This is a genomic window from Xenorhabdus yunnanensis (assembly GCF_028598805.1).
GTDB lineage: Bacteria > Pseudomonadota > Gammaproteobacteria > Enterobacterales > Enterobacteriaceae > Xenorhabdus > Xenorhabdus yunnanensis.
Genome location: NZ_JAQRFI010000005.1, coordinates 1 through 24597 on the forward strand (window position 1 = coordinate 1; position 24597 = coordinate 24597).

At 42.0% G+C, this 24597-nt stretch carries 20 protein-coding genes, 1 tRNA gene and 1 pseudogene; 4 read left to right on the plus strand and 18 right to left on the minus strand.

Annotation, left to right across the window (positions count from 1 at the left end):
- Positions 1-152 precede the first annotated feature (152 nt).
- From PSI23_RS03280 to PSI23_RS03350, 15 genes and pseudogenes are all read right to left on the minus strand, one after another.
- Complete coding sequence (locus PSI23_RS03280; RefSeq protein ID WP_273553739.1) at positions 153-476, minus strand: IS630 transposase-related protein; 324 nt, start codon at positions 474-476, stop codon at positions 153-155.
- Between the two features lie 128 nt (positions 477-604).
- Positions 605-973 (minus strand): IS630 transposase-related protein, encoded by a 369-nt coding sequence (locus PSI23_RS03285; RefSeq protein ID WP_273553400.1) that lies wholly within the window; start codon positions 971-973, stop codon positions 605-607.
- Positions 974-1021: 48 nt separating this feature from the next.
- A pseudogene (locus PSI23_RS03290) lies at positions 1022-1699 on the minus strand (tyrosine-type recombinase/integrase); the annotation flags it as partial.
- Positions 1700-2108: 409 nt separating this feature from the next.
- Positions 2109-2375, minus strand: coding sequence for a helix-turn-helix domain-containing protein (locus tag PSI23_RS03295; RefSeq protein WP_038209717.1), 267 nt, complete (start codon positions 2373-2375; stop codon positions 2109-2111).
- Positions 2368-2610, minus strand: coding sequence for a hypothetical protein (locus PSI23_RS03300; RefSeq protein WP_143187370.1), 243 nt, complete (start codon positions 2608-2610; stop codon positions 2368-2370). The genes PSI23_RS03295 and PSI23_RS03300 overlap by 8 nt, the downstream gene beginning before the upstream one ends.
- A gap of 1450 nt (positions 2611-4060) precedes the next feature.
- Positions 4061-5947 (minus strand): AAA family ATPase, encoded by a 1887-nt coding sequence (locus tag PSI23_RS03305; RefSeq protein ID WP_273553740.1) that lies wholly within the window; start codon positions 5945-5947, stop codon positions 4061-4063.
- Between the two features lie 2 nt (positions 5948-5949).
- Positions 5950-6474: an ABC-three component system middle component 2 gene (locus tag PSI23_RS03310; protein ID WP_273553741.1), complete on the minus strand. Its 525-nt coding sequence runs from the start codon at positions 6472-6474 to the stop codon at positions 5950-5952.
- Positions 6462-7592, minus strand: coding sequence for an ABC-three component system protein (locus tag PSI23_RS03315; RefSeq protein ID WP_273553742.1), 1131 nt, complete (start codon positions 7590-7592; stop codon positions 6462-6464). The genes PSI23_RS03310 and PSI23_RS03315 overlap by 13 nt, the downstream gene beginning before the upstream one ends.
- Positions 7593-8017: 425 nt before the next feature.
- Entirely contained in the window at positions 8018-8599 is a 582-nt protein-coding gene (locus PSI23_RS03320) for a hypothetical protein (protein ID WP_273553743.1), read from the minus strand.
- Positions 8589-9305: a hypothetical protein gene (locus PSI23_RS03325; RefSeq protein ID WP_273553744.1), complete on the minus strand. Its 717-nt coding sequence runs from the start codon at positions 9303-9305 to the stop codon at positions 8589-8591. Before PSI23_RS03325 ends, PSI23_RS03320 begins: the two co-directional genes overlap by 11 nt.
- 737 nt (positions 9306-10042) lie before the next feature.
- A complete protein-coding gene (locus tag PSI23_RS03330) occupies positions 10043-10615 on the minus strand; it encodes an SLATT domain-containing protein (protein WP_273553745.1) in 573 nt (190 codons plus the stop codon).
- 7 nt (positions 10616-10622) lie between these two features.
- The gene (locus tag PSI23_RS03335) at positions 10623-11936 is read right to left on the minus strand and encodes a nucleotide-binding domain-containing protein (protein WP_444876144.1); all 1314 of its coding nucleotides are present in this window, start codon (positions 11934-11936) and stop codon (positions 10623-10625) included.
- Between the two features lie 962 nt (positions 11937-12898).
- Positions 12899-15337: a toprim domain-containing protein gene (locus PSI23_RS03340; RefSeq protein ID WP_273553828.1), complete on the minus strand. Its 2439-nt coding sequence runs from the start codon at positions 15335-15337 to the stop codon at positions 12899-12901.
- Between the two features lie 102 nt (positions 15338-15439).
- Positions 15440-16654 (minus strand): tyrosine-type recombinase/integrase, encoded by a 1215-nt coding sequence (locus tag PSI23_RS03345; RefSeq protein ID WP_273553747.1) that lies wholly within the window; start codon positions 16652-16654, stop codon positions 15440-15442.
- Positions 16655-16847: 193 nt separating this feature from the next.
- Positions 16848-16935, minus strand: a tRNA-Ser gene (locus PSI23_RS03350).
- Between the two features lie 182 nt (positions 16936-17117).
- Here PSI23_RS03350 and tusE point away from each other — a divergent pair.
- Positions 17118-17447: a sulfurtransferase TusE gene (tusE, locus tag PSI23_RS03355; RefSeq protein ID WP_273553829.1), complete on the plus strand. Its 330-nt coding sequence runs from the start codon at positions 17118-17120 to the stop codon at positions 17445-17447.
- 15 nt (positions 17448-17462) lie between these two features.
- Here tusE and yccX read toward each other — a convergent pair whose 3' ends face one another.
- Positions 17463-17741, minus strand: coding sequence for an acylphosphatase (gene yccX / locus PSI23_RS03360; RefSeq protein ID WP_273553748.1), 279 nt, complete (start codon positions 17739-17741; stop codon positions 17463-17465).
- Between the two features lie 224 nt (positions 17742-17965).
- Here yccX and hspQ point away from each other — a divergent pair, with 224 nt between their 5' ends.
- Positions 17966-18286 (plus strand): heat shock protein HspQ, encoded by a 321-nt coding sequence (gene hspQ, locus PSI23_RS03365; protein ID WP_273553749.1) that lies wholly within the window; start codon positions 17966-17968, stop codon positions 18284-18286.
- Between the two features lie 55 nt (positions 18287-18341).
- Here hspQ and PSI23_RS03370 read toward each other — a convergent pair whose 3' ends face one another.
- Together PSI23_RS03370 and helD are read right to left on the minus strand one after the other, a co-directional pair.
- Positions 18342-18755: a CoA-binding protein gene (locus tag PSI23_RS03370; protein WP_273553750.1), complete on the minus strand. Its 414-nt coding sequence runs from the start codon at positions 18753-18755 to the stop codon at positions 18342-18344.
- Positions 18756-18928: 173 nt separating this feature from the next.
- Entirely contained in the window at positions 18929-20983 is a 2055-nt protein-coding gene (gene helD, locus PSI23_RS03375; protein WP_273553751.1) for a DNA helicase IV, read from the minus strand.
- 66 nt (positions 20984-21049) lie between these two features.
- On the opposite strand from helD, the gene yccS reads away from it, so the two are divergent.
- Both yccS and PSI23_RS03385 read left to right on the plus strand, forming a co-directional pair.
- Entirely contained in the window at positions 21050-23260 is a 2211-nt protein-coding gene (yccS, locus tag PSI23_RS03380) for a YccS family putative transporter (protein WP_273553752.1), read from the plus strand.
- A 308-nt stretch (positions 23261-23568) separates the two neighbouring features.
- On the plus strand, positions 23569-24597 hold the full coding sequence (locus PSI23_RS03385; RefSeq protein ID WP_273553753.1) for a radical SAM protein: 1029 nt from the start codon (positions 23569-23571) through the stop codon (positions 24595-24597).

Here is a 24597-nt window from a genome sequence, read left to right on the forward strand (position 1 = left end):
CGTGTGTACCGAAGCAGCGCCATCCTTTTGTCGAATAGCCGTGTGTACGGGGCATAGATTGCGCAAAGCCGCTTTCATCGAGATAAACAATCGGTTTTCCCGCCTGTTCATCATGGTGAATGCGCTCGACAAATGCCTGACGGATCTGGGCATCAGCGTTGGGAGGTCTTAGCGTTTTTTTTGACAGTAATCGTAAGCTGTTTCAAGGCGTAATGGATAGCAGACTGTGCAACGCCTAAGCGTTTTGCCCTTTCCCATTGATAGTCATCGGGGTAATTTTTGACATCCATAATGCGCGCCTCATCACTGATTTTCGTGGGCGGTTTATCACGGGTCATACAAGGCGCTATTTTATGACTCCACCGAAATAAGGTACGCATAGAAATGTCAAAATGGGCACTGGTTTGTTCGAAAGTCAACGAATGCTTGTCTTTGTATGCCAGTACTCGCTTGCGAAAATCCAAACTGTAGCCCATCTTACTTTATTCCTTGTCAGTTGAATCCAGATATTATGCCATATTAATATGATTCTGCTATATGTTGACGTGGCATCGACTGAGCAAAACCACTTTCATCCAAATACACAATCGGCCTGCCAGTCCGTTCATAGTCGCTGATGCGCTCGATAAATGCCTGACGAGCCTGAAGAGCAGCGCGAGGGTGTTTTAACGTTTTTTTTATGGGTGATCCGAAGCCGTTTCAAGGCGTAATGAATAGCCGATTGTGAGACACCTAAACGTTTTGCTCTTTCCCATTGATAGTCATCGGGAAAGTTTTGGACATCCGCAATGAGCACCGCATCAGGGATTTTTGTGGCGGGTTTATCGCGGGTCATGCAAGGTTCTATCTTATTGCACCACCGAAACAAGGTGCGCATGGAGATTTCAAAATGGGCACTCGTTTGTTCGAAAGTCAACGAATGCTTGTCTTTGTATGCCAGTACTCTCTTTCGAAAATCTAAACTGTAGCCCATCTCGTGTTATGCCTTGTCGTCTAGGGTTTAGGTATTATGTCATATTAATATGATTTGGCTATATTTATCAATAGAACGGAGAAATTCAGGTAATTCATCTACTGAAAGGTGAGCGTAGTGTTCGCGCTGATGAGGAATAAAGGCTCTCGCCAAATCTGGTGCGGGGTTATATTCTGCTCTACCAGTAATGATTGCATATGTCCAAACTTCACCGCAGCGCTGGCGAACTTTCTTTAATTTCTCTGTTGCTCCGCGCTTTTCCATGATAGAAAGCACTTCGAGTAATTCCATCGGTTTAATATCAACAATTGGACGCTCACCAATATAAGGGAAAACGTCTTTTTCAAATGCGTCCATCATATCTTCACGATAACCAACCGACCATCTGTCTTTGCGCCCGTTATACCATTCAAGCGCTATATTCTTAAATGTGTTTTCTGTTTGGTTAATAGCTGCCGTTTTCTCTGCTTTTCTGGCTTCACTGGGGTTAATACCATTAGCCACCAGCTTTCTTGCTTCATCGCGTTTGGTTCTGGCCTCAGTAAGTGTTACCACTGGATAGATACCTAACGATATCATTTTAGTTTTACCAGCGAACTGATAGCGGTATCGCCAACCTTTTGAGCCATTGGTATCAACCAACAAAGATAGCCCGTTACCATCTGCCAGCGTGTATGATTTTTCTTTTGGTTTGGCTCGTTTGATAGCCAGATCCGTCAGCTTCATAAATCACCAATATTGTATAGAAAAATTGTAGAGAGAAATTCTATACAAAAAACTATACAACAAATTGTAGAGATTTAGGAAGATGGTAGTAGACTTTGGGATATTGAGATTTTGCGCTAAGGCTTGATTTATCTGGAGGAGAGCACAATACTGGTATGTTAACATATTAATATTTAATAAATTAATTTTATTAAAAAAATCACATACCCCCAGTTGTACCCCCACATTATTTTGCTACATCAAGTCTGGTAGATTTTACGTGGAAATTAGATTTATAACTTTTTAATCATCACGTTAAAGCAAAAAAGCCATGAGATTTGGAAATGGTCAAATTTGGCTGCCATTTCACGCTCAAGGCTTCATATAAACATTTATCATTTTTAAGAACTAGATCACAAATTAAAACGGGTTATTCCTGTGGTTTATCGCGAACCTTACGTTCAATTAACCGACCATACATATCAAAGTAACGGCTAGGCCAGATTTCAGAGGGATGTATACCGAGATAATCTGCGATTATCCATTCGCCTTTAGGCCAGGGACGACTGAGAGTGTTTGCTAGTGTAGATGAACTGAGTCCCGACTCACGAGAGACAGCCGCTAAAGTTGTACCTCGTTTACGTAACGCAGCAATAATATCGGCTTGATGCCAGTCATTTTTAACATTGTTATTCATTCCTGCTACCCCTTCCATTAATTAATATTGATGGTGGCGATTCAGACAGGGTTCGCGGACTGGGTTCACACCAGCGAGGCATAGCCTCCCCCGCCTGAATCACCATTGAAAGGGCGAATGCAGGCACACTGGTAAAACTTCTTACCAGTGTCTGTGAACACAAGGCCGCGACGCCTTGACCATTGGATTGTGCCAATGGCGGGAATACTTTAACTGATTGTATTATCGGACTCAATAACCGAACGGCTAAGTTTAACGACTATAAACACTCTCAACATTCCGAATGCTTAATTCTTCAATCAACCAGCCCATCAATTTTTTTTACTTATACCTGACAACATGCAATCTCTGGCGCGCGACAATTCGGACAAAACAAAAAATGTCTGCCTTGCCCTTGATCGATATTTGTGCGCCAGAGTGAACGCAAGTTGAGGTATTGCGGGGTATCGGTTGAGTACTCAGTACTGCCGCCTGTATTAACAGGTCATCCCCACCGGCTAAAAGCCAGCCTCGATATCGTCAAGTTCTCCTTTTTCAATCTATAAAATGCAGTGTCAGATTCACAGGGTGGTTAATCAGTCCAGAGCCTGTCAGAGTTGTGTTGCTCTTTGGCTACGGCGTCACTTTCAGCGGTAAACCGGCAAAAAGTGACGCCTTGAGTTCCGCGAACAATCGGCAGAGGTTATGCCAGCGTTGAAATGCCAGCAGACATCGCAAAACGCCGTAAGGTTAAATGTCAAACGGTAGTCATGTTAATGGATTAGCTGTAGAAAAACTGTCTGTTGAATAATTCAAACAGAGATAGATAAGAGTATGTACGGATGCGCAAAAGCTATCCCTTTGCTCATTGAAGATAAATAGGATTTATGTTGCTTTGAAACGCCAGTGTATGAACCCACGTTCAATACACTTTGGTAACAAGATAGATATCCTTTTGGGTTATCTATTAGTTTAAGAGACCTTCATTGCCAGACGATGGTTTAGGTGTCTTGGCAATATCTGCTTCCAAAAGTGTGCAGATGTACCGCAATTATGCTCTCTCTTTCAGGCTACGAGAGTTTTGTTTCGCCACCCGAAGGCGATCCTGACAGGCGATGGATCATTAGTGTACATGGAATATTAGCGGCTGTGGTGAGTAGGGTCAACAAATTATGTTATGGATTAATTGGAATCTAATCTATCAAATATAACTTGTATTAGCCGCGATTTGACCTGACGCTATTATGGTAGGGTGCGATTAAACTTGACGGCCGACTATGAGCGAGGAATAGAAATTGACTTTACAGGAACACAGAATGCTCTGAAAGTGGATGATTCGTTTAATCAAGAGGCTTACAGAAAGAGTATCTCATTACCCCAGAGGCAGTTTTACACCAACAAAATGGTTTCCATATCGTACTGTTCTAAAATAGATTTTTTGGTGTAACCCACATGAAGTACCCTTTTAAGATGATCTAACGTTCTTAAGGAAAAATCACTCTGTTCAGCACGTAGTTAAGCAGAGAATCTACCGTGGTAATGTCTCTTTGTTGATTGGTGGAGTGGGCAATGAACGATGATGATGACTGTGAAAAATATCGAGTCTCAAAAGTCATCATCATACACATTGCTCAACCAATAGGGGGATTATCAACGACTTCATACGAAAAACTTAGAACATATTTTTCAAAAACATCGGTCTCCTCTTACGAGATTGCTGAATTTTCGCCGGGCACTGGAATCAGTGCTGCGCGTTCTTCGGCCTCGGCATATTCACCCGCAAACCATTCGTAATGAACTTCTGTGATAATTGAAGCTGGCGGTTCTTTGTTTTCAATAACAATTACTTGTATGGTATCTGGTAATTGGGCTAGTGAATGCCAGAATCCGGCTTCGACACCCGCGGAAATTGGTTCGTCTGAGCCCGATACCTTGGCCGCCTCTTTCTTCTTGTAACTGGTCAGTGGCGAGTCGATTACCACTATCCCAGGGTGCGGTCGCCCATTGTTAACACAGTACTTTAAGAGTCCAATGATAAAGGCCGAATAGAGTATTGCTCGAACCCCCTTGCCGTGTGACTGCCGAGGTTGACCGTCAACAACAATGTCGTATTCTTTCTCATCAAAGGAAACTCGAGGCTTGGAACTCCATTTCCACTCGGTCAAAATTGCTTCTATCTCTCTGCAAAGGTCAGTCAGTGATTGGGAAGACAGTCCTCCCCATTCCAGTTTTGTTTGGTTGCTTTCGGTAAGCGATTTTTGGAGATCTCTTTGGAGCTTATGCAGTTCCCCCCATCTTTGGAAATCAGTATACTCAGCGTCTCTTTCGGCCCGGTACTCGAGCTTTTTTTCGAGGTGTTCTGCGGTGTGGGTAAGTAGAGGCGTCAAGTTACGGGTGAGATTTCCCTGTAGAATAGTAAGTTCGGTCTGAGCATTGTTTTTTTCTTGTTCCAGCTCTACTTTTCTTTGGTCGAGACTACCAATTGCTTTTTGGAGGTCAGCTAGATACGCATGAATCTTTGCAGCTTCCGCTGTTGCAGAACGCCGAATTTCATCGCTGTTCATCAGCATCTGCGTTCTTTCACTGTGGTAATGGTGGAGAGTTATATTTTGTCCGCAGAGAGAGCAAGGAACCTCTTGAAGAGACTCAAAGTAGTGAGCTCCTTCCGTAAGAAAGTCCAACCGTCTTAGGTCGGAGTGGTATCGTTCTTCGAGCAGGCTATATCTCAATTGGATTTCAGTCACACCCAACAATTGAGATTCAGCTTTTAACGTAAGCGCTGTTGCTACCTGCATTTCCTCGTGTAAACGGGAAATATTGGCTGTTGCTTTTTCGACCTCTTCGGTCAATCTCGCAATCATATCATCAAGCTCATCGTCATATTCCGGATCAGACTGGAGGCTTTCCGAACTAGCTCCAAAGCGTTCTTCAAGCGGCTGAAGCATCTCTTGCACAACCTCAAGTTTCGCTTGCAGCCGTGCTTTTATGATTTCAGTTTTTTCCTCGGTTACAATTCCAGCATCGTCTATGCCAGTGAGAATATACGAGAACATGCGTTTTCGAGCGGTATCGTCAAAACTGGTGCGACCGGTTACTGGCGAGTATTCGTCGATGATGGATACTTCATCGACTAGGAATAGGGGCGCAAGTGTACGGATAGAAAGGCGTTGCGTTGCGCCACGAGCATTCTTGCGCAACTTAGCCTCCTTAATTCCTGCGAATGGGAAAAGTATTGAGGTAACGTCAGGTCTCTGACTCTTGCCTTTACGGACAGGTGCTATCGTCTCGCCTTTTCCATCAATGCCGCGGATTGGGAAGTAATGAGCCACTAGTTTGCCGCCATCCAACGCACGAGTTAGGGTTAGCACCTCGTTTTTGGAATTTTCAAACTCAACAAAAAGATGTGTGTAAGAGATTGCCTCTTTAGGCTTTTTTTTAAGCTTTTCAGCACCAAGGATATAGTCTAAGCAGCTAATAAGATAGCTTTTGCCGGTTTCCGATTCCCCCGCCAGAATGTTCGCGCCACTATCGAAATCCACATAAGCATCTTGAACGCCACTTCCGCGCAAAAGAATTTTTCTTATCCTAAGCATTTTCACAATTCCAATAAGTCTATTGCGGTCAATCGGTCAAATTCAGAGCCCCATCGGCCCACATTTTGTGTCATAAATGAAGCAAGCTCGTCATTTGAGAAGTGACGAAACTGTTTTGTTACCCATAAGGCTCGTTCTGCAAGCTCATTTGCATAAGGGGACGCTAAGAGCTGCACAAACCTTCCAGTTAACTCGGAAGCCTGATACAGAATTCCTTCGGGAGAAAAGACAGCCTCGATCAATTCCCTCGAGAGCATCAAATTAAGCCCTGCTTGTATTGAACTACGCTTCACAAGAAGCTCTGCCCCCCGATGAGGAACCGCTGGGTGAAGACTCTTAGGCCCACCTTGTACGTCGCTGGTATGCACAAGGAGGTAGTCATAAGATACGATTCTTTGTAGATCCATAGCCATATTACCAGCTGCGTATAATATGAAGAGTGCACGAAAACCATACTCTAAGGGTGAGTTAAAAGGCCTTTCTTCAAAGTGTCTCTCTATTTCTGAAATTTCAATTATGGGTTGCACCAGTCAATCACCTTATCGTTGGCCAATTGATGGCAAATCCCTTCACGGTCTTTACTCGTGACGTGAACAGCAAGCGGATGCGCACCAAGTTGTAAAGTTTGTGCAGCCTTTACAGTACTTTTCAGACGGACTAATGGCGTCCCTTCGTGATCTGAGTATGTGTAATACAGCCCATCATTAAATTCACCCAGCAAGGTATTAAAAAATGTTTGATTAGCCATTTGATCTCTAGCAAGCTCCTTCAACCCTTCCGCACAATAAAAGGTAATTCGAGAACGTTCGAAAAGTTTTACATGGCTAATACTGTTTTCAAAATCAGAGAAAGTCCGAACTGGGTTTGCTATATCATTGCTAATGACGGCGTAAAGCTGCTGAATATATACGGTTTCTATAGGATCGACTGCTGATGGAGGGGCTTCGGGCGGATCGCGTTCAATTAGAGGTGCGCCAAAGATCGTGAGATGAAATGAGGTTTTTCTATGTTCTTCGAGTAAATCATGTGGCTGCTTTGCACGAAAAATACTGAAATCAAATGTTTCGATGTAGCTTCGGAGCTCGATTGTCAGGGGGATATCATGTTTTGATGTGATCGCTTTGGCATAAGTCGTCCACCCGGAAAGAATTGCCTGTTTGAGTTTTTCTGGAGTGTCAAGAAGATCTTGAAATGGTGATGTGACACCTTTGTGTGTAACAAAATAGTATTCTTCAGGTGCTGTGTAGTCCCCGGAAAAAGTATAAAAAATAACTTTTGCGATTTCGACACCAGCCTTTGGAAGCCCTAGATTGGCATCATAATGCTTGCATTGATACAGGTACCATCGTCGAGGTAAAACATCTACTGGGTCAAGCCATACAACTATGTCCCGTCCCTTATCCCCAGCACCGCCACGCTGCTGTACTTCATTTACATATTGCTGCTTGGCAAGGTAATCAGATGCCCATTCGAGTGTGAAACGTTCAAATTCGGCAGCACTGAATTGCGCCAGACGCACAAGAGGTGCGATAGGTAGCCCTACACCCAACCCAAGCAACCGAGCATTAGCGCCCGGCCAGGGGGTAGGCACAGATAATTCGCTAAGCGTAGAGCCAAGACCCTGTTTTATTTCCTCTACCACCATACCCTCCATGCAGAAGTGATATCTAAATGTTTTATTTAGTAAATTTCTTTTCCAAAATTACCACATATGGTACATGAAAAGTAAGTAAATATATTGGTTGGCCCTCCCAGTAGACGATCTAGGTCTCTTGATTCAGTGCCACTGGTAAGCCTCATACTTCACATCTTTCTGGTAGAAAGCTTTAATCGTCGTCCGGACCTGCCCCCCATTTGTTAACATACCGTGATTTTAGCTATGTCTGCTTCTGGCACAGGGCTGCCCACACAAAGAATTTCTGGCAACTATGAGCGAGAAGCTGACATGACATCTGAAATAATGAAGCCACTTTAGAAGACTAGGGCAATTGATTTCTTAGGCCAGCCCTCGAAACTTCACATATGGCCCTTAGCCCTAAAAGGGTTCGCTCAAATCTGAGCTAATACACATTACTCTTTCCAGGGAATGCGCCAAATGCTGCCATCGTCACTTTTCCAGGCTCCGCCCTCACGTTCATCCATGCGCAGACATTTTTCTTTCTTGTCTCCACATATCGACCAGCGTAATTTTCCTACCTCCAGTTGCTTATCAAGATTGGTCAGTTCTGCTCGGCGTTGCTGAATCTCATCCATTGATGGCACCAGTATCATCATAAGCACCGACACCAGCAGCACAAACCCCACTTGAGCACCCACGAAATAGAACCAGGATCGAAAATTAAGTTTTTTCTCGGCTTCCTGATATAAATTTGCCGCTTTTTCTGCCGCCTTGTCTGCTTCCTTAAACTTTACACTTAGCAGTTCCGCCGTCCGGTTCGCGGTGGTTTCCACCGACTCACTTATGCTGCGAGTAACGTCGTTTTCCAAATTCCGAAGGCGAGCATCAACCTTTTTGGTGAAAGAAGCCAAAACCACCGTTGCTTCCCGGGACTTTTCTCCGTCGCCTCTCGCCGCCTTCAATAACGTATTAGCCGCTTCAAAAAACAACTGAACATCATGATCCGTCAGATGCTTTTCCCTGCTATCGCTCATAATTCCATCCTCGCTCTTTCTTCAAAATTTTCTCTTTAACTTCCATCTCCAGTGCCTTTGTGCGCCTTATCTCCTTATCATGCTGGTACGTCATCCATTGTCCGTAAGACATATTAAGTTCCATCAAATCTTCCAGGGCAACGAACTCCATAGACCCACCGGAGCCTACAATAACTATTAGCGCCCCTGCCCCAGTTTCTTCCACCCCCTGGCACCAGCGCACCAGTTTTAGATAATCCTTTTCAATCTGTGGTCGCTCATGGTCCCGCTGAGAAATTGCATCATCGACCACTGAGTTGATGAATCTTTCCAGTGCGTAAGGCTGCCGCTTATGAATTTTCGTGTCAAAGGCGTCAAGATAAGGAGAAAAAAAGGTTTCAACACCACTTAATCGTGATGGAGCAGTTTCCACATACCAGTGCACCCGACGGGAGATTATTTCCATCTGCGGCTTCCTTTGCAGGATAACCGATAGTTTCTGGTATCGCTCCACCTCTTTAGTGGAGTAATTTCCTTTCGCTTTAAACTCGATAAGACGTAATGTGCCGGGAAAGGCAATCAAAACATCACCCAGTGCTGTATCTTCGGGAGTCTGCTGTAGCAGGCCCACAGCGCCAGGGATATAACCGGATTTCAGACGCCCGCCTATGGATACACCTAGACCATAGAGAAAATTTCCAATTACCACATTTTCATACAGTTTCACGGATATCCTTCCTTTAAATGAGGCTTTTTCACATCAGGTGGGAAATTCATCCCTTCATAGAATCCCTACATTCGCGTTGCTCCAAGGGTGCCCCATTGAGTTTGACTGACCAATAAAATGCTAAACTCCCTGATTTATCAAGATAAAAATTTAATTCGATGGAAATTGGTAGAGGTGAGAAGACGAAGGGAATCGAACACTTATATAGAGCTTGGACAGCTCTCGCTCTGTATATAAGCGACTCTTTATAGGCCATACTTCTGGTCGTGATTTGTTTTCCCATTGATTAATACACAGCGGTGCTTGCAACGCCTGTTTCGTGGCACGATGCTGCCCACACAAAAAATCTCGGGCAGCTATGCGAGAAATATATACATTCACACATGTACGTCATACCTGCCGGACTACTCTAATGCCAGAGTTAAGGAAATATAGAATATCTCGCTGTAATATTTTTAGAAATACAAGATTTACCGTTTCATTTATTAATGAAAACGTTATTCTTTTAGCAACAAAAATATCCTGAAATATTTACTGTCTCACTTTTTATTCAAAATCTAACTACTGGAAAATGACCATTCTGTATGCTTGAGGTATCAACAATTGAGTCTGCCAAAAATAATATGATGTATTTATTGCTTCCTGAATTTAGCGAATGATATAATTTAGTGAGCAAGAATAAAAAAATATAGTTAGATCTCCTTAAAATATAAGGATGCCAACTGCATGGAACTGTGTTATCTAAACGTAAAAAAAACAATCGTGGTAAGAATAATTAATCCAACAAAAAAACAAAAGGAAAATAGTATCTTGTCTTTGATCGTCAGTTTTAGCTCATCTTCAACCCAGTCTTTCTCAAGTTCACAAAAAAATTTATAATGTGCATACCAATTACTACCAAATATCTGTTTGCTGATCGTTGTATTGTAAAATTTTGTCATGAGTGAATTAACTTCTTCCTGAGTCTTATCATAGTCAAAATTTGTAGCTGATCTAACATTCCGATAAATCACCTCAAGTTCGTTAAAAATCTTAGTCTGTTCAATTCCTGCAGACTCATAATTTTTCTTTTCTGAATCATAGAACTGAATATACATTGTCGCAACACCGAAAAGGATTAAAATTGCAGAAATTATATTCGTAGCAAGTTGTGGTATAAAAAGTGCCAAAATACCAATTGCAAGTGATATAAAGCTAATCCAGCCGGAAGCTTTACAAATTATATCGTAGGTGGCAAAATTTTTTTTAGCCCCAAAACCTACATTATACCCGTAACGCGCAATTACCTTTAACATCTCTGTCTGTGTCATGTAAACCTCAGTTAATGGGTACTTCGATTTGGGCTCGACCAACTACGACCTCATTTTTAATCACATAGCATTCTACGATATGGTCGCCATGGAAATCGGTTGATTCTTTTTTGGTTCGGGAGCCATTATCCGGAAGGAGTTGCCCCCTTATCAGATTTCTTCGCTGTGCTTCATCACCAACGTTAAGCACCTTCCATAACACACTATAAGGCTCTTCCACGGTTATAGAAGATATGTCAATTTTGAACAGCAAACTCTTTTTCGGAGAAAGTCTGAACCTTTTTAGCAGCATATTTCTGAGGCTTTGCGTCTGGAATCCGTCCTGTGTCACTGTACAATCAAGATCAATATGGTGTTTTATATCAATCGGATATCTATCTTCGATGAACTCTTCTGTATCGTCCCAACCTGAACTATCTGTCGCAAGAGATTCAATCCCATTAAATGCTTCGAGCGTAACGGCTTTACGTCTAGGAAATGCTCTACCAAAAACTTTTCGCCACTTATCGTTTTCACTATCTGCGCCCTCTGAATCTATAGCATCACAGCAAAGCGAGTAAGCATCAGCAGCCGCGCGACCAAACCAAGGCGATTTTACCCTTACGTGCTGACCACTTCCGAGGGCATGATATCGTTCTTTTCTTTCTTCATTTGATAAAAATTCAAAAAAATCTCTCGCCAACTCCCCTAGGCTACCACTCCCCGTACTATCATATTTTGAAGTTGAATCGAGAAACCTGTAGGCCAACGTATCTATAAGCAAGCCCCCCATGTTGACACCATTCCTGTTCTTCCATGCCCTGACCATTTTACATAACTTACGCAGATTCTTTGATTTATCGCGAGTAAAAACAGTCATCGCAGCTATTTCTTCGACAGGTTTAGTAAACTTCCAAGAGCCACCATAGTAACTTTCAGGATATTTGAAACCTCCATCTGCCTGCCTGAATACGGGCTGAACTTCTATTTGGAAATTTTTAAATATTACCTGAACTACTAGCCTGTCTTTTTTTACTGTCTGATCAGGATACTCTTCAGCCAGTATTTTCCTGACATCGCTGAGTAAGTTAGACTGACCGTTTTCCCTACTGTTATAGTATTCATATTGACTGGCTGGCATAATATAGAGCATATCAAGATCTGAAATTCCCTTGATGGCTGTATGTCTGCCGATAGAACCGACCTTTAACCTATTTGCTACACGAGAGTCGGTTCCTCGGATTGCAAGGTTCAGCGATTTGGTGATTTTCCTATAGTGGTAGCTGATCTTCTTGGCCTGTTTCAGGTCTACTTTTAAATTTTCCAGTAACTTACTAAACATCTCCTTTTTACCCACTGCATCCCCCACACACATTATAAAATATAAATTAACATTATCATTGAGTTCATGGATTTAACAGCACATTTTGAGCACTAACTTTAGGTTTTCTTACTATTGCAGATTACACAAATTCTCTATTAATCCTTAACGCAGCACATCCTTTTTACAAGAATATCTAGATACTGCACACTAAATCACTCCGATTTACAGATCATCACAGAGTGTTGTTCCTCGTCAACCACTTGCCCTGACTTGTGATTTGTACGCAACCAATATTTTTCCACAACCACTTTTAGGTTAAATTAACTATCAATATGAATAATCATGTAGAGTAATTATTTAACACATCCCTGTTAACTGTTACTACCCCGCATTATTAATAATCCGTAGAATTGGTAACGTTCGCTTCTGGCACAAAGCCGCCTATCTGGTTAGGTTTCATTTAAATCATAAATGATTCCAGATCGAGTCTATTTGGTAATCACATTGGTACAACTAACTCTTCTTGTCCAAAATCAGGCTAAAGGTAATTTCCAATGATTTAGATGTAGTAGTTCAAACCCACACTGACGCGCTACGCTTGTCTTCTCCAAGCTACCGGGTTAATGCATTAGCCCGGTAACTCGGAGAGCTAAAAGATCACCTGCCAGAGAAAACATTTTTACCTACCCCCTCCCTATTAAAGAATTATGGATAAAACTGTTCACCCTGTTCACCTTTGAATAATTTTATTTAAATTCATACCGTTAAAGGGTGATGAGTTGAAATTAAACTCTTCATTACTCTTCACCCAACCGTTCACCTCCAACCAGAAAAAAGGTGAACAGTGATGAATAGTTGTGAACAGTTTTAAAATAACTATTCACCCTATAATACATTGATATATCTTATTTAAATTATAAGGTGAACAGTGGTGAACACTTTTTTATATTTCTTTGAAAAATACCTGAAATCAGAAAAAATTATTCTTCTGGCTGGCTATTCCTTGTCAGTTTCGGCATCCATTCGATAGCAGTATCAAAATTCAGGCTCAGATTGCTACGAATTCCCTGTTTGCTTTTCTTGCGTAAATATTGCTGGCTGTATTCTGCTAGTGCGCCCGGCATATCCATACCGAAGCGAGTCACGGAAACAGGTTTATTCAGGTTATTGCCTTTCATATAAGCAAGATAGGTGTGATAAAGGTACTTACGAGGATTGAACGGCATAATTTCCGCATTGCCGATTAACAAGCCATCAGGTTCATGGGAAGCAATGAGATAACCGCAAAAATCGATCAATGGATCTGTGCCGCGTTTGATATCCAGCGCCTCCGCAGATTTCTGCTGCTCTGCCAGTAAACGCCTTGCTGATTGTGGATCAGCAAATCGATGCAGCAAATGCCGGATAATCACGGGCAATTCTGCCGCAATTTTATCCCGCAGGAGCGGATCACGTTCATTTTCCGGCACGATTTCGGAAAAATTAAAAATCACCCGACGCCGCGATACTCCACCACTGCGATCACTGAAACTCATGGCATTATTGTTCACTGCCAGTACAACAGCGGGAATACGGGTTGAATAGGGTTGTTTGTGCTTTGGATCAATAGCAACTTCATCGCCGCCAGTAATCGCCTTGATTCCTGAACCATCACCCACATAGCGAGTTTGGTCTGGCAGGATAATCAGCGAATAGCCGACAATCAACGCCCGTTCTCGTGGGTTTTCCAGTGCTGCCATACTTGCGGAAACGGTATTGCCTTTACCTGCTAGCATGGAACAAATTTCGGCAAAGATACTTTTGCCACTGCCTCCGGCTCCGGTGACTTCCAGAAAAAGTTGCCAGTCATAACGGTTCGCCAGCACCATAAACAGCGCCGCTAGTACTCTATATGCTTTGCTTTCACAGTTGGCAGTTGCTTGATTGAGCCAGCGCCAGAATTGTGGTGCGTGATCTTGCAGAGTTTCCCACGAAACAGGGGAATTGAATTCAACGTCATTGGCAAGCAATAGACAATCATTTTTGCGGTGAGGCCGAAACTGGCACGTTTTCAGGTCAAAAACACCATTATTGAATCCGATTAAGTGACGTTCTGGAGGCTGCATCATGGGAAGTTGTAATTTCAAAGCGTCTACGGCTGAACTAATACCATGCGGTGAATACGGTAGTTTCCCTTCCATAAAAGCAGCCACCATTTCCCGCCTTAAATCACGGTCACTGACCGGACGCCAGACAATACCGTCATAGTGATGAACGGTTTCTGAAGCACCATCCAGTGCTAAATCACCGTTATAACGTGTCAGCAATACTTCCCCGCGCTGGCTGGCTCCCATTTGGCATAATGTCAACTTAGATGACTCAGCATCATTGGATTGAATAGCTTCTTTTTTCTTGGTTAATGCTGGTTGATAAAGCCCCTGAGCAAAGGCTTGTTGTGCTATTTCCACACCGTGTTGCTGGCGATAATCATCCCAATCAGCTTTTAATTCCGTAGGCGGTAGCGTTACCCATCCGCTGATCGCTTTGGCTGTTTTCTCTGCTGCAACCTTGCCGATATTCTTTTTCAGTCTACCGTTTTTGTCTCGTTCTTCCGGTTCGTGCCAGTCGTTATCGGCGGCAATTATGATTCTGGAATTTGGGTACTGCTCTCTAACCTGCTTGGCAACAATCAATAGGTTACTTTCATCAATCGCTGCCAATACCACGCCTTTATGTAGTTGACTGACAGTTAAAGCTGTAGCATAACCTTCGGTAATGATGATTGTGTCCAGAGTTCCGGTAATCTCAGATACAGGGATAAAACTGCCTTTTTTCTGTGTACCTGCAACAAGGCGTTTTTCGCCATTCGGCTTGATGGTCTGTGCGCCCGTGATTGTGCCATCCAGCATTTGAGTGTTCAGCAACAAAGAACCATCTTTTAATAACCGCTGATTGGGGCATTGCAGTCCCTTTTTCACCAGATATTGAGATTCACCCGTAACAGCAGTCGCAACCAGTGCCGCGATACGTTCAGCAATTGGCTTAGCGTTCCTAGTCAGCGTTTTGGCTGATTTGTGTTCTGGCAAAGGCAATGCCAACGCATCTGCAATAATTTTTGCAGCGTCAAAAATTGAGATCTCTTTGGTTTTAGCCACTAAATCCAATCCATCACCATAGTTCGGAGCGTCACACTGGCGGCAATGCCAGTTGCCGTGATGGTGATCGTCGATAAAGTGGAAACGGTCAGTGCCACCACAGACAGAGCAAGCGCCATGTTTACCCTTTTCGGGAATATCAATACCACAGGCAGGTAGCAGATTTTCCCAGTGATACATGGCGGATTTTTTTACTGCTTGGATAAAATCGAGTGTTTTTTGTTCGTCTGTTTTATCTGAAGATGTAAATTTAGGATGAGTTTGGTTAGACTGTGTATCAGCCATCATCGTTACTCCAATTAACGGTTATTGGTCAGACGCCTCAGATGTGTTACAGCACTCTGGGGCGTTGCTTTTTATGTTACTTTTCTTAAAAAATCTCTATCTTTATGCCCTTTTGCCAAATTTTCCGATCAGCACATTTTCGCCTTGTTCCAGCATCTCCATATAGTCGGCGTACCATTGCAGCATTTCCCTACGGCCATCCAAATATTGAGCGTGGTTGTATGTACCTCGGATGCTGTTTTTATCGACGTGCGCAAGCTGTTTTTCAACCCATGCCGTGTTGAAATCTTGATCATGCAGAATGGTACTCATGGTGTGCCGGAATCCGTGACCTGTCGCCCGCCCTGAATATCCCATGCGGCGGATCATAGTATTGATTGCCATATCAGATATATGCTTTCTGTAATCTGTCCGGCTTGGGAAAACATACTGATAACTGCCGCTGATAGGCTGAATCTGCTTCAATAAATCGATAACTTGCTCTGATAGTGGCACTACATGAGTGCGGCGCATTTTCATTTTTTCGGCTGGAATTGTCCAAACAGCCTTATCTAAATTAATCTCTGACCATTCAGCTTTACGAAGTTCTCCCGGACGAACACCCGTTAATATCAGCATTCGCAAAGACGTTCTGACTATCTGACTTCCCATATATTTATCAATGGAACGGAGAAATTCAGGTAATTCATCTACTGAAAGGTGAGCGTAGTGTTCGCGTTGATGAGGGATAAAAGCACTCGCTAAATCTGGAGCTGGGTTATATTCTGCCCTGCCAGTAATAATTGCATATGTCCAAACTTCACCACAGCGTTGGCGAACTTTCTTTAATTTATCGGTGACGCCTCTCTTTTCCATAATAGAAAGGAGGTCTAATAATTCGAGGGGTTTTATTTCAGCAATCGGGCGATGACCAATATAAGGGAAAACGTCTTTTTCGAATGCGTCCATCATATCTTCACGATAACCAACAGACCACCTGTCTTTTCTTCCCTCGTACCATTCACGCGCAATGCTTTCAAAGGTATTACTGATTTCTCCCTGAGCTGCCAATTTCTTTTGTTTTTTATCTTGGTTGGGATCAATACCTTCGGCTATCAGTTTCTTGGCTTCATCACGTTTTCTTCTGGCCTCTGCCAACGTAATAAGCGGAAAAGTACCAATAGCGAGTAACTTTTCTTTTCCTGCAATTCTGTATTTCAGTCGCCAGTATTTAGAACCGGTTGTCTTTACCAGCAGATATAAACCGCCGCCATCCGATAGCTTAAAATCTTTATTTTGGGGTTTTACTGTTTCAACTTGTCGGGCTGTTAGTTTCATATTTCTAGCATCCTTGCCCCTCACAGTAACGGGGGTATTTTTTTAGGGGGTACAGAAAGTTACCCCTATATATACCCCCTGACTGGGGTACATTGCAATAGATGCCAGTAGACGTTAGTAGAGCTTTATTTGGGAGTTTTCGTTGATTTTACTGGGAAAAGTAGACTTTAAGAGATGCTGCTAGAAGTGTAGATGGCGGAGGAGGAGAGATTCGAACTCTCGGATGGTTTCCCATCGGCGGTTTTCAAGACCGCTGCCTTCAGCCGCTCGGCCACCCCTCCGCGATGTCGAGCACTATAAACATCACTGTTATCAATGTAAAGCATTTATCTGTTCAACTGCCGTTAATTTATTCACGACACTGTCTATTGGTCTATTTATTCAGCATTTTTAGTAATCTTTCTTGGGAATAGAGGTGATTTTTGCTAAATTGCAGCCATCGTTATTGGATGGTAAAAAAGTTATGTTGGTATTTGAAGGTCGTGAGATCGAAACCGATGCACAGGGTTATCTAAAAAATTATAGTGATTGGCAAGAAGCCATAGTTCCTATCATTGCCGAGCAGGAAGCGATTACTTTAACCGAACAGCATTGGGAAGTTATACGTTTTGTACGTGAATTCTATGAAGAATTTAATACTTCACCCGCTATTCGTATGTTAGTCAAAGCGATCTCTCAAAAATATGGTGAGGAGAAAGGAAATAGCCGTTATCTCTATCGCCTATTTCCTAAAGGGCCTGCAAAGCAGGCAACAAAAATTGCTGGCCTTCCTAAGCCAGTCAAATGTATTTGACTTATTCATCCGTCGCTAATGGCGGATGCTAAAATCACTCATCTCTTCTGCTTCACAAAACTGAGATTGGAAATGTTCTATTTTGGCACTCGGCGGCCCTCCCTGCTCTAGCCAATGTATTAACATTTTGATTTGTGCGTCATTGCCGCAAGCAACAATTTTGACGCTTCCATCATTCATATTGCGGACATATCCCACCAGCTGGTTCTTATTTGCCCAACGGTAGGTGTGATAACGGAATCCAACGCCCTGCACCCTTCCGTAAACATAAATAGTAATGTTATATTCAGTCATTGTTGCATTCCTCCCTAATTAAGTGGTAAGAACTTTGAAATGTTAAACCCACTTTTGGTATTGTATTTTATATACGCAACAGCTAACCTAAAAATATGAGGTGGCGATCACATGCCATCTTGGTTTCAAAAATCATGCAGAAATTCCGGTTACCGGGTGTGCGCTTGAAATTTACCTTACTGTCCTTATATAAGAGTCATTGCAAGGTTTCTTTGGAGGTGACTATGATGATCGCCAGCAAATTCGGTATCGGCCAGCAAGTACGACATAGGTTGCTGGGTTATTTGGGTGTTATTGTAGATATTGATGCTGAATATTCTTCAGAACAGCCGCAGGAAAATGATATTGCATCTAATGCTACCTTACGTTCAGCGCCGTGGTACCACGTTGTAATGGAAGGTGACGATGGACAACCCGTCCAGACCTATTTAGCAGAAGCTCAATTGACTTACGAAACATCAGATGACCATCCAGAACAATCTTCTCTGGATGAGTTGGCTGAAGCTATCCGCAGTCAATTTCAAGCTCCGAGACGACGAAATTAAATGCTTATATTCTAATCATAACCGTGAGGTGGTGAATAAAAAATCGCCGCCTTGTTTACTTTTCCATTCCCAAACGCGGGATTTCAATTTTGGGACAACGATCCATCACAACGTCTAGCCCTGCCTTTTCTGCCAGTAATTTGGCTTCTTCATTGATAATTCCTTTTTGTAACCAAAGTACTTTAGCGCTAATGGCAATAGCTTCCTCTGCAATACCATAAGCAGCTTCTACATTGCGAAATACATCAACCATATCAATCGGTTGTTTAATATCAGATAATTGGCCTACAACGGACTGGTTCAATAAAGTTTGCCCTGACAGTTTAGGGCTGACAGGAATAACTTTGTATCCCTGATTCAGTAAGTATTTCATTACCTTATAACTTGGACGATCTGTTTTCTCACTCGCTCCGACTAATGCTATGGTTTTAACCTTTTCCAGTATATCCGCTCTATATTGATCACTCATTTAACCCCCTTATACTATCCTGTGCCATTTGTCTTTCAACTTGTGTTTTTCACTGCCTGCACTGCAATCTGCGGCTTATTGGGTATAAACCATTACTCAATGAAAGATTAGAATGATTCCATCGACAATCATTAGGGAGAAATTAACTCTCCCTATTCTAATAAGAGTTACGCTTAAGGCTTACGCTGAACCGATACTCCCAATTGCACCAACTGATGAATGAAAATCGATGGTTTTTTCGGCTCCTGCATTAACCAAACCTGCTTTTTCGCTCGCGTCAACGCGACATATAGAAGGCGACGCTCTTCCGCATCAGGGAAATCTTCAGGTTGTGGCAACAAAACCTGTTCCATCACGGATTCCCTCTCTGGTGCTGGAAAACCGTCTTTTCCCTGCTGCAACCCCAAAATAATGACATAATCTGCTTGTTGCCCTTTAGATGCATGAATTGTCATAAATTCAATTTTCAAATTCGGCCAGCGCGTAGACGCTTTTTTCAATAATTCTGATTTGAGATGATGATAACGAGCCAATAATAAAATGGTTTCCTGTTTGGTAACATAGCCACTCATTTTATTCAGCAGCGCTTCCAACTGCTCTTCCGATAAAATCACCACCGATTTTTTATTGCCTTTTGTCAGGCTATCGAGTGGCTTGGTTAATTGATGAGGATTTTGCTGTACAAATCGGTTGGCGATTTCCCCGATACGATCATTGAAACGATAAGTCGTATCCAATGCACATTCAGCTCCTTTCCCAAAATAGGTTGCAAATGCTGTCGTTAATGTTAATTCAGCACCACTAAAACAATAGATTGCCTGCCAATCATCTCCCACAGCAAATAAATGGCTTTGCTTATTTTGTGCTTTCAGTGCTGTTAATAACTTCGATCTCAATGGTGAAATATCTTGAAATTCATCCACCAAAATATGTTTCCACGGACTGATAAATCGACCTTTCTGTAAAATATTTACTGCCTGATGGATTAAACCAGAAAAGTCAACTGCGCCCTCAGACTTCAATGCCGATTTCCAAGCTTTCAGCAAAGGTGCCATAAGCCGTAAACGTTTCTGAAATACATCGATATAAGTAGCAGGAGCCTGCTCAATCATCTCTTTTTGGCTACCGCCATGCATACGAATTAACTCTAGCCAACGCTCCAAACGAATTGATAAACGAGCCGCCAATGACTTATCATGCCAATATTCACCTTCCGGCAGTTGCCAATCCAATTCTTCGTTCAACCATTCCCGCCAACCTTTAGCCTGCGCTTTTTTCTCTCCACACTGTTTTTGCCATTCTTGAATGAGAAAATCCCAGCGTTTTTGAGCATCAGTTTCCAGCGCGCTAATCTTCGGTGACTTATTGCTGCCTTGCTGAATAATATGCAATGCCAAAGCATGAAATGTTTTTGCTTTTATTTCTTTTGTTTCCAAACGTGCCTGAATACGTTCATTCATTTCGTCAGCAGCCTGACGACCAAAAGCAAGCAGCAAAATTTGTTCAGGAAGTGCTTGTTGGCGTAACAATAACCATCCAGCACGAGCAACCAAAACAGAAGTTTTTCCGCTACCCGCACCAGCCAATACCAGAATGTTCTGTTCACCATTAATAACCGCCTGACACTGAGAACGATTAAGTGGTGATGTTTCTATTGTCTGGAAAAATTGTCCATATTGCACCAATATGTGATCAATCCATTGCTGGTTCAGAGTTTGAATTGTTTTTTCACCATTATCCAACCAATCCAGACAGGTCTTATAATCGTCACGACAATTTTCAAATTGTGCAATTCGTTGTAATGGTAAAGGTAAAGCCTGAAATGTTTCTTGGATTTGCTGCTGCACAGAAGCTAAATCTGCGGTTTTCAGCCAACGATTTTGTTGTTTGATTTTAACTATTTCATTCAATTGAGCCGCCAAGGCATCAGCACTGACATCACTCATGTCGAGGCTCCACGTTTGCCATTCCTTTAATAAGTAATGATAAAAACGCTGTGTTTGCTGCCATTCAGTACCATGCAGACGAACCACTTTTCCTTCTGGTAATTCAAATTCCAGTTCCCCCCAGACAATCCCTCGCTTACACTGAATACCAATTAATTGATTAAATGGAATAAGGTACTGGTGTCTATCACCACTGACTTCAATGCCAGCATTAAGTAGACGTACCCGATTATAAGGGTGTTGAGCGAGGCGTTGGCCGATTTGCGTTGATTTTAGTTCCATTGTCGTGGCACCGTACCTGAAAATTGTTGAACTACTTCATCACGTAAATGTTGTTAGGGGTATTTTGTGCTAACGGTTTTATCCAGCTCCCGCCATTTCCTGTATAACAGTCACACCCTCTATTATATCCGTATATTCATTGCACTAACAGGAACCACTCTTATCCCTTGGTTATTAGGGGAAGAACTTAAAATAACAATTCCACTGCTATTAGGTGTCGTTGCAGCAGCATTAACAGATTTAGATGACCGCTTGGTCGGGCGTCTGCGCAATCTCACCATTACCTTAATTTCTTTCTTTATCGCTTCCGCGTCTATTACCCTATTGTTTCCTTATCCATGGCTTTTTATGCTTGGTTTGGCTGTATCCACTTGTGGCTTTATCTTGCTTGGTGCATTGGGGCAACGTTACGCGACCATCGCCTTTGGCGCTTTGTTGATTGCTATTTATACCATGCTCGGTTCGTCAATATTCCCTATCTGGTACCAACAGCCTTTATTACTGCTCATTGGGGCAATCTGGTATAACTTGCTGACATTAACAGGCCATTTACTATTTCCTATTCGCCCCTTGCAAGAAAATTTAGCCCGCTGTTATCAGCAGCTTTCAGCGTATCTCTATGCCAAAACAAGCCTGTTTGATCCCGACTCTGAGACCGAGGAATATAAACAATCTGTGTTTGATGTTGCCATGGCGAACAGTGTGTTAGTCGCAACGCTCAATCAGACCAAGAGTTCTTTGTTAAGTCGTTTGAAAGGAGATAGAGGGCAACGGGGTACTCGCCATACGTTGCATTATTATTTTGTAGCTCAAGATATCCATGAGCATGCCAGTTCATCCCATGTTCGGTATCAAAAACTAAGAGAAGTATTTCGCCACAGTGATATTATGTTCCGCGTTCAGCGACTGCTTTCCATGCAAGCCAGAGCATGTGAACAAGTTTCACAAACTATCGTCCTGCGTAAGCAATATCAACATAATCCACGTTTTGAAAACGCATTCAGCTACCTTGAAAGCTCTATTGAGCGTTTGAAAAATCAACAAGGTACTGATGCTAAAATTATGGCATTTGATAATTTGTTGAAAAATTTACGGGCCATTGATGCCCAATTAGCAGGGCTAGGTTCGGATCAATATCTTCTTTCCCAAAACACCTCTTCAAAAGATAAACAAGAAGAAACACAGTTATCTGAGGAAGCTTTAACTGGCTGGCGTGATATATGGTTTAGGATTCGAAGTAACTTGACACCAAAATCTGCCCTCTTCCGCCATGCTATTCGCATGACTGCCTTGCTGTGTACTGGTTATGCCATTATTCAGCTATTTGATTTGCAACGCGGTTATTGGATCTTGCTAACCAGTTTATTTGTCTGCCAGCCAAACTATAGTGCCACACGTCGCCGTCTGGCTTTGCGTGTTATTGGCACACTGGCGGGAATTCTGATTGGCCTGCCAATTCTCTATTTTGTCCCTTCCATTGAAGGTCAATTAGTGTTGATTGTTATTTCTGGCATGCTGTTCTTTGTTTTTCGCAATAGCCAATATGCACATGCAACGCTATTTATCACTTTGCTGGTATTACTGAGTTTCAATTTATTAGGTGAAGGATTTGAAGTAGCACTACCAAGAATCATTGATACGTTAATAGGCTGTGGTATTGCTTTACTTGCCGTTAGTTTCATCTGGCCTGATTGGAAATTCCGTCAATTACCTCAGGTGATTACCCGAACAATGGGAGCCAATTGCCGCTATCTCGGCGCGATTGTAACGCAATACCATCAGGGCAAGAGCAATAGCCTGAATTATCGGATCGCCCGTCGTCAAGCCCATAATTGTGATGCCGAATTGGCATCAGTAATTTCAAATATGGCATCGGAGCCAAAAAACTATCGCATTTCTCAAGAAGCCGCTTTTCGCTTACTGTGCCTCAATCACACCATGTTAAGCTACATTTCCGCATTGGGTGCCCATCGCGATAAACTCAATGATCCAGCAATATTGGATATTCTTAATGATGCAATCTGTTACATTGAATCCACCTTAAAACAGTTCACCTTAAAACAGTCCACCTTAAAACATTTCACCTTAAAACAAGGCGAAATGAATAGTGATGCACTGCAATTTGCAGTGAACCATTTGGTGGAAAAAATCAATCTGGCACCTTCTGAAAGTAACAGTAAAATTCAACTTGTGTTACAGCAAATAGGATTGCTCATCGAATTACTACCTGAATTTGTTAGTTTAACTAAGCAAATTAGTGAACAAGAACCTCGCTAAAAAGTCATTTCGCAGGGGCAATGATGCCCCTAATGACATGACGAAATCACTTTCCCAATTAATGTAATAAATACTGTTATAAAACCACTACAAAATAAACAACACGAATAAACATTCTCTTATTTTTCAAGATAAAGTGATATTTACAAATATTAACACTACAAGTGTTTATTTTTGATATTGATTACATGCAAAACTCCTGTAGAGTCGCAAATCTAAAAAATAAAAAATCACTACATTAATTTGTTCTATTTTTTATTAATAACAAGACCTATCACATTCAGGTTTATCAATACATGGAAAACAATATGGAAGAAACAATCGCCATTGCGAAATACCCTATCGGTCTTGATCCGGAAAATCTTTTTGCTGCGCCTAAACTTAATTATGCCTTTATACGTATGAATAATATTTGTAATGCAAGTTGCGAATTTTGCGATGTATGGAAAACCGCCCAAGTTGATGCACACAAAAAAATAGATATGATTAAACTTTGGCAAGAATTAGAAACACTTTCACCGCAGGAAGTCAACATTCATGGTGGAGAAGCTTTCTTATCAAAAGATTTTCTGGCAATTTTAGATTGTAATAAAAACACCCCGATTTCCATCACAACAAATGGAACTGCTTTATCAAAAAAGATCTTCAATCGTGTACAAAGCAAGAGCCATCTTGTCAGAAAGTTTTACATTTCAATCGATCATGTGGAGCCTGAAAAAAATGGTGATTCACGTGGTATTCGTTGGTTAACCAATAATCTTTATGATGCAATGCAATATATTAAGCAGGAGATACCAGGTTCTGTTATTGTTGTCAATCATGTCGTTACTTCATTGAATTACGATACCATTGATAAATTTCTACTTAAAATGGCCGAACTGAATGTTGATGGCGTTAATCTTATTCCGATCAAAGATTATCCTCTATTGTTCTTGAATACTGTTCAAATTAATTTATTTATGCAGAATATTAACTCCCTACTGGAAAGCAAACAAATTCCACGCCATTTATTCATGGATGCCAATTACGAAATTTTCGGTCGTAATGAGGAGGACTATCAGCGCGCGGAAATGGGCCATTATAATGCTTCCAGCAAAAAAGCATGTGCCATTCCGCTGACAACGTTATTTATTGATGCTGTAACGGGCAATGTTTATCCTTGTGATACTACAATGTATCGACCAAACCCAGAACAATATATTATGGGCAATGTTTTGGAAAATTCACTGCACGATATTTGGCATGGCGAAAAATTCTCTCTGTTCCGTAAAAAAATGTATCCTGTAATTACCTGCGATTGTATTAAAGGCTGTGATCCTGCCAATAGATTAAGGTAA

Coding starts and splice junctions, on each gene's coding strand:
- PSI23_RS03280 (WP_273553739.1), bottom strand. CDS start 476: ATGGGCTACAGTTTGGATTTTCGCAAGCGAGTACTGGCATACAAAGAC.
- PSI23_RS03285 (WP_273553400.1), bottom strand. CDS start 973: ATGGGCTACAGTTTAGATTTTCGAAAGAGAGTACTGGCATACAAAGAC.
- PSI23_RS03295 (WP_038209717.1), bottom strand. CDS start 2,375: ATGAATAACAATGTTAAAAATGACTGGCATCAAGCCGATATTATTGCT.
- PSI23_RS03305 (WP_273553740.1), bottom strand. CDS start 5,947: ATGCTTAGGATAAGAAAAATTCTTTTGCGCGGAAGTGGCGTTCAAGAT.
- PSI23_RS03315 (WP_273553742.1), bottom strand. CDS start 7,592: ATGGTGGTAGAGGAAATAAAACAGGGTCTTGGCTCTACGCTTAGCGAA.
- PSI23_RS03320 (WP_273553743.1), bottom strand. CDS start 8,599: ATGAGCGATAGCAGGGAAAAGCATCTGACGGATCATGATGTTCAGTTG.
- PSI23_RS03330 (WP_273553745.1), bottom strand. CDS start 10,615: ATGACACAGACAGAGATGTTAAAGGTAATTGCGCGTTACGGGTATAAT.
- PSI23_RS03335 (WP_444876144.1), bottom strand. CDS start 11,936: ATGTTTAGTAAGTTACTGGAAAATTTAAAAGTAGACCTGAAACAGGCC.
- PSI23_RS03340 (WP_273553828.1), bottom strand. CDS start 15,337: ATGGCTGATACACAGTCTAACCAAACTCATCCTAAATTTACATCTTCA.
- PSI23_RS03345 (WP_273553747.1), bottom strand. CDS start 16,654: ATGAAACTAACAGCCCGACAAGTTGAAACAGTAAAACCCCAAAATAAA.
- tusE (WP_273553829.1), top strand. CDS start 17,118: ATGTTGGTATTTGAAGGTCGTGAGATCGAAACCGATGCACAGGGTTAT.
- yccX (WP_273553748.1), bottom strand. CDS start 17,741: ATGACTGAATATAACATTACTATTTATGTTTACGGAAGGGTGCAGGGC.
- hspQ (WP_273553749.1), top strand. CDS start 17,966: ATGATGATCGCCAGCAAATTCGGTATCGGCCAGCAAGTACGACATAGG.
- PSI23_RS03370 (WP_273553750.1), bottom strand. CDS start 18,755: ATGAGTGATCAATATAGAGCGGATATACTGGAAAAGGTTAAAACCATA.
- helD (WP_273553751.1), bottom strand. CDS start 20,983: ATGGAACTAAAATCAACGCAAATCGGCCAACGCCTCGCTCAACACCCT.
- PSI23_RS03385 (WP_273553753.1), top strand. CDS start 23,569: ATGGAAGAAACAATCGCCATTGCGAAATACCCTATCGGTCTTGATCCG.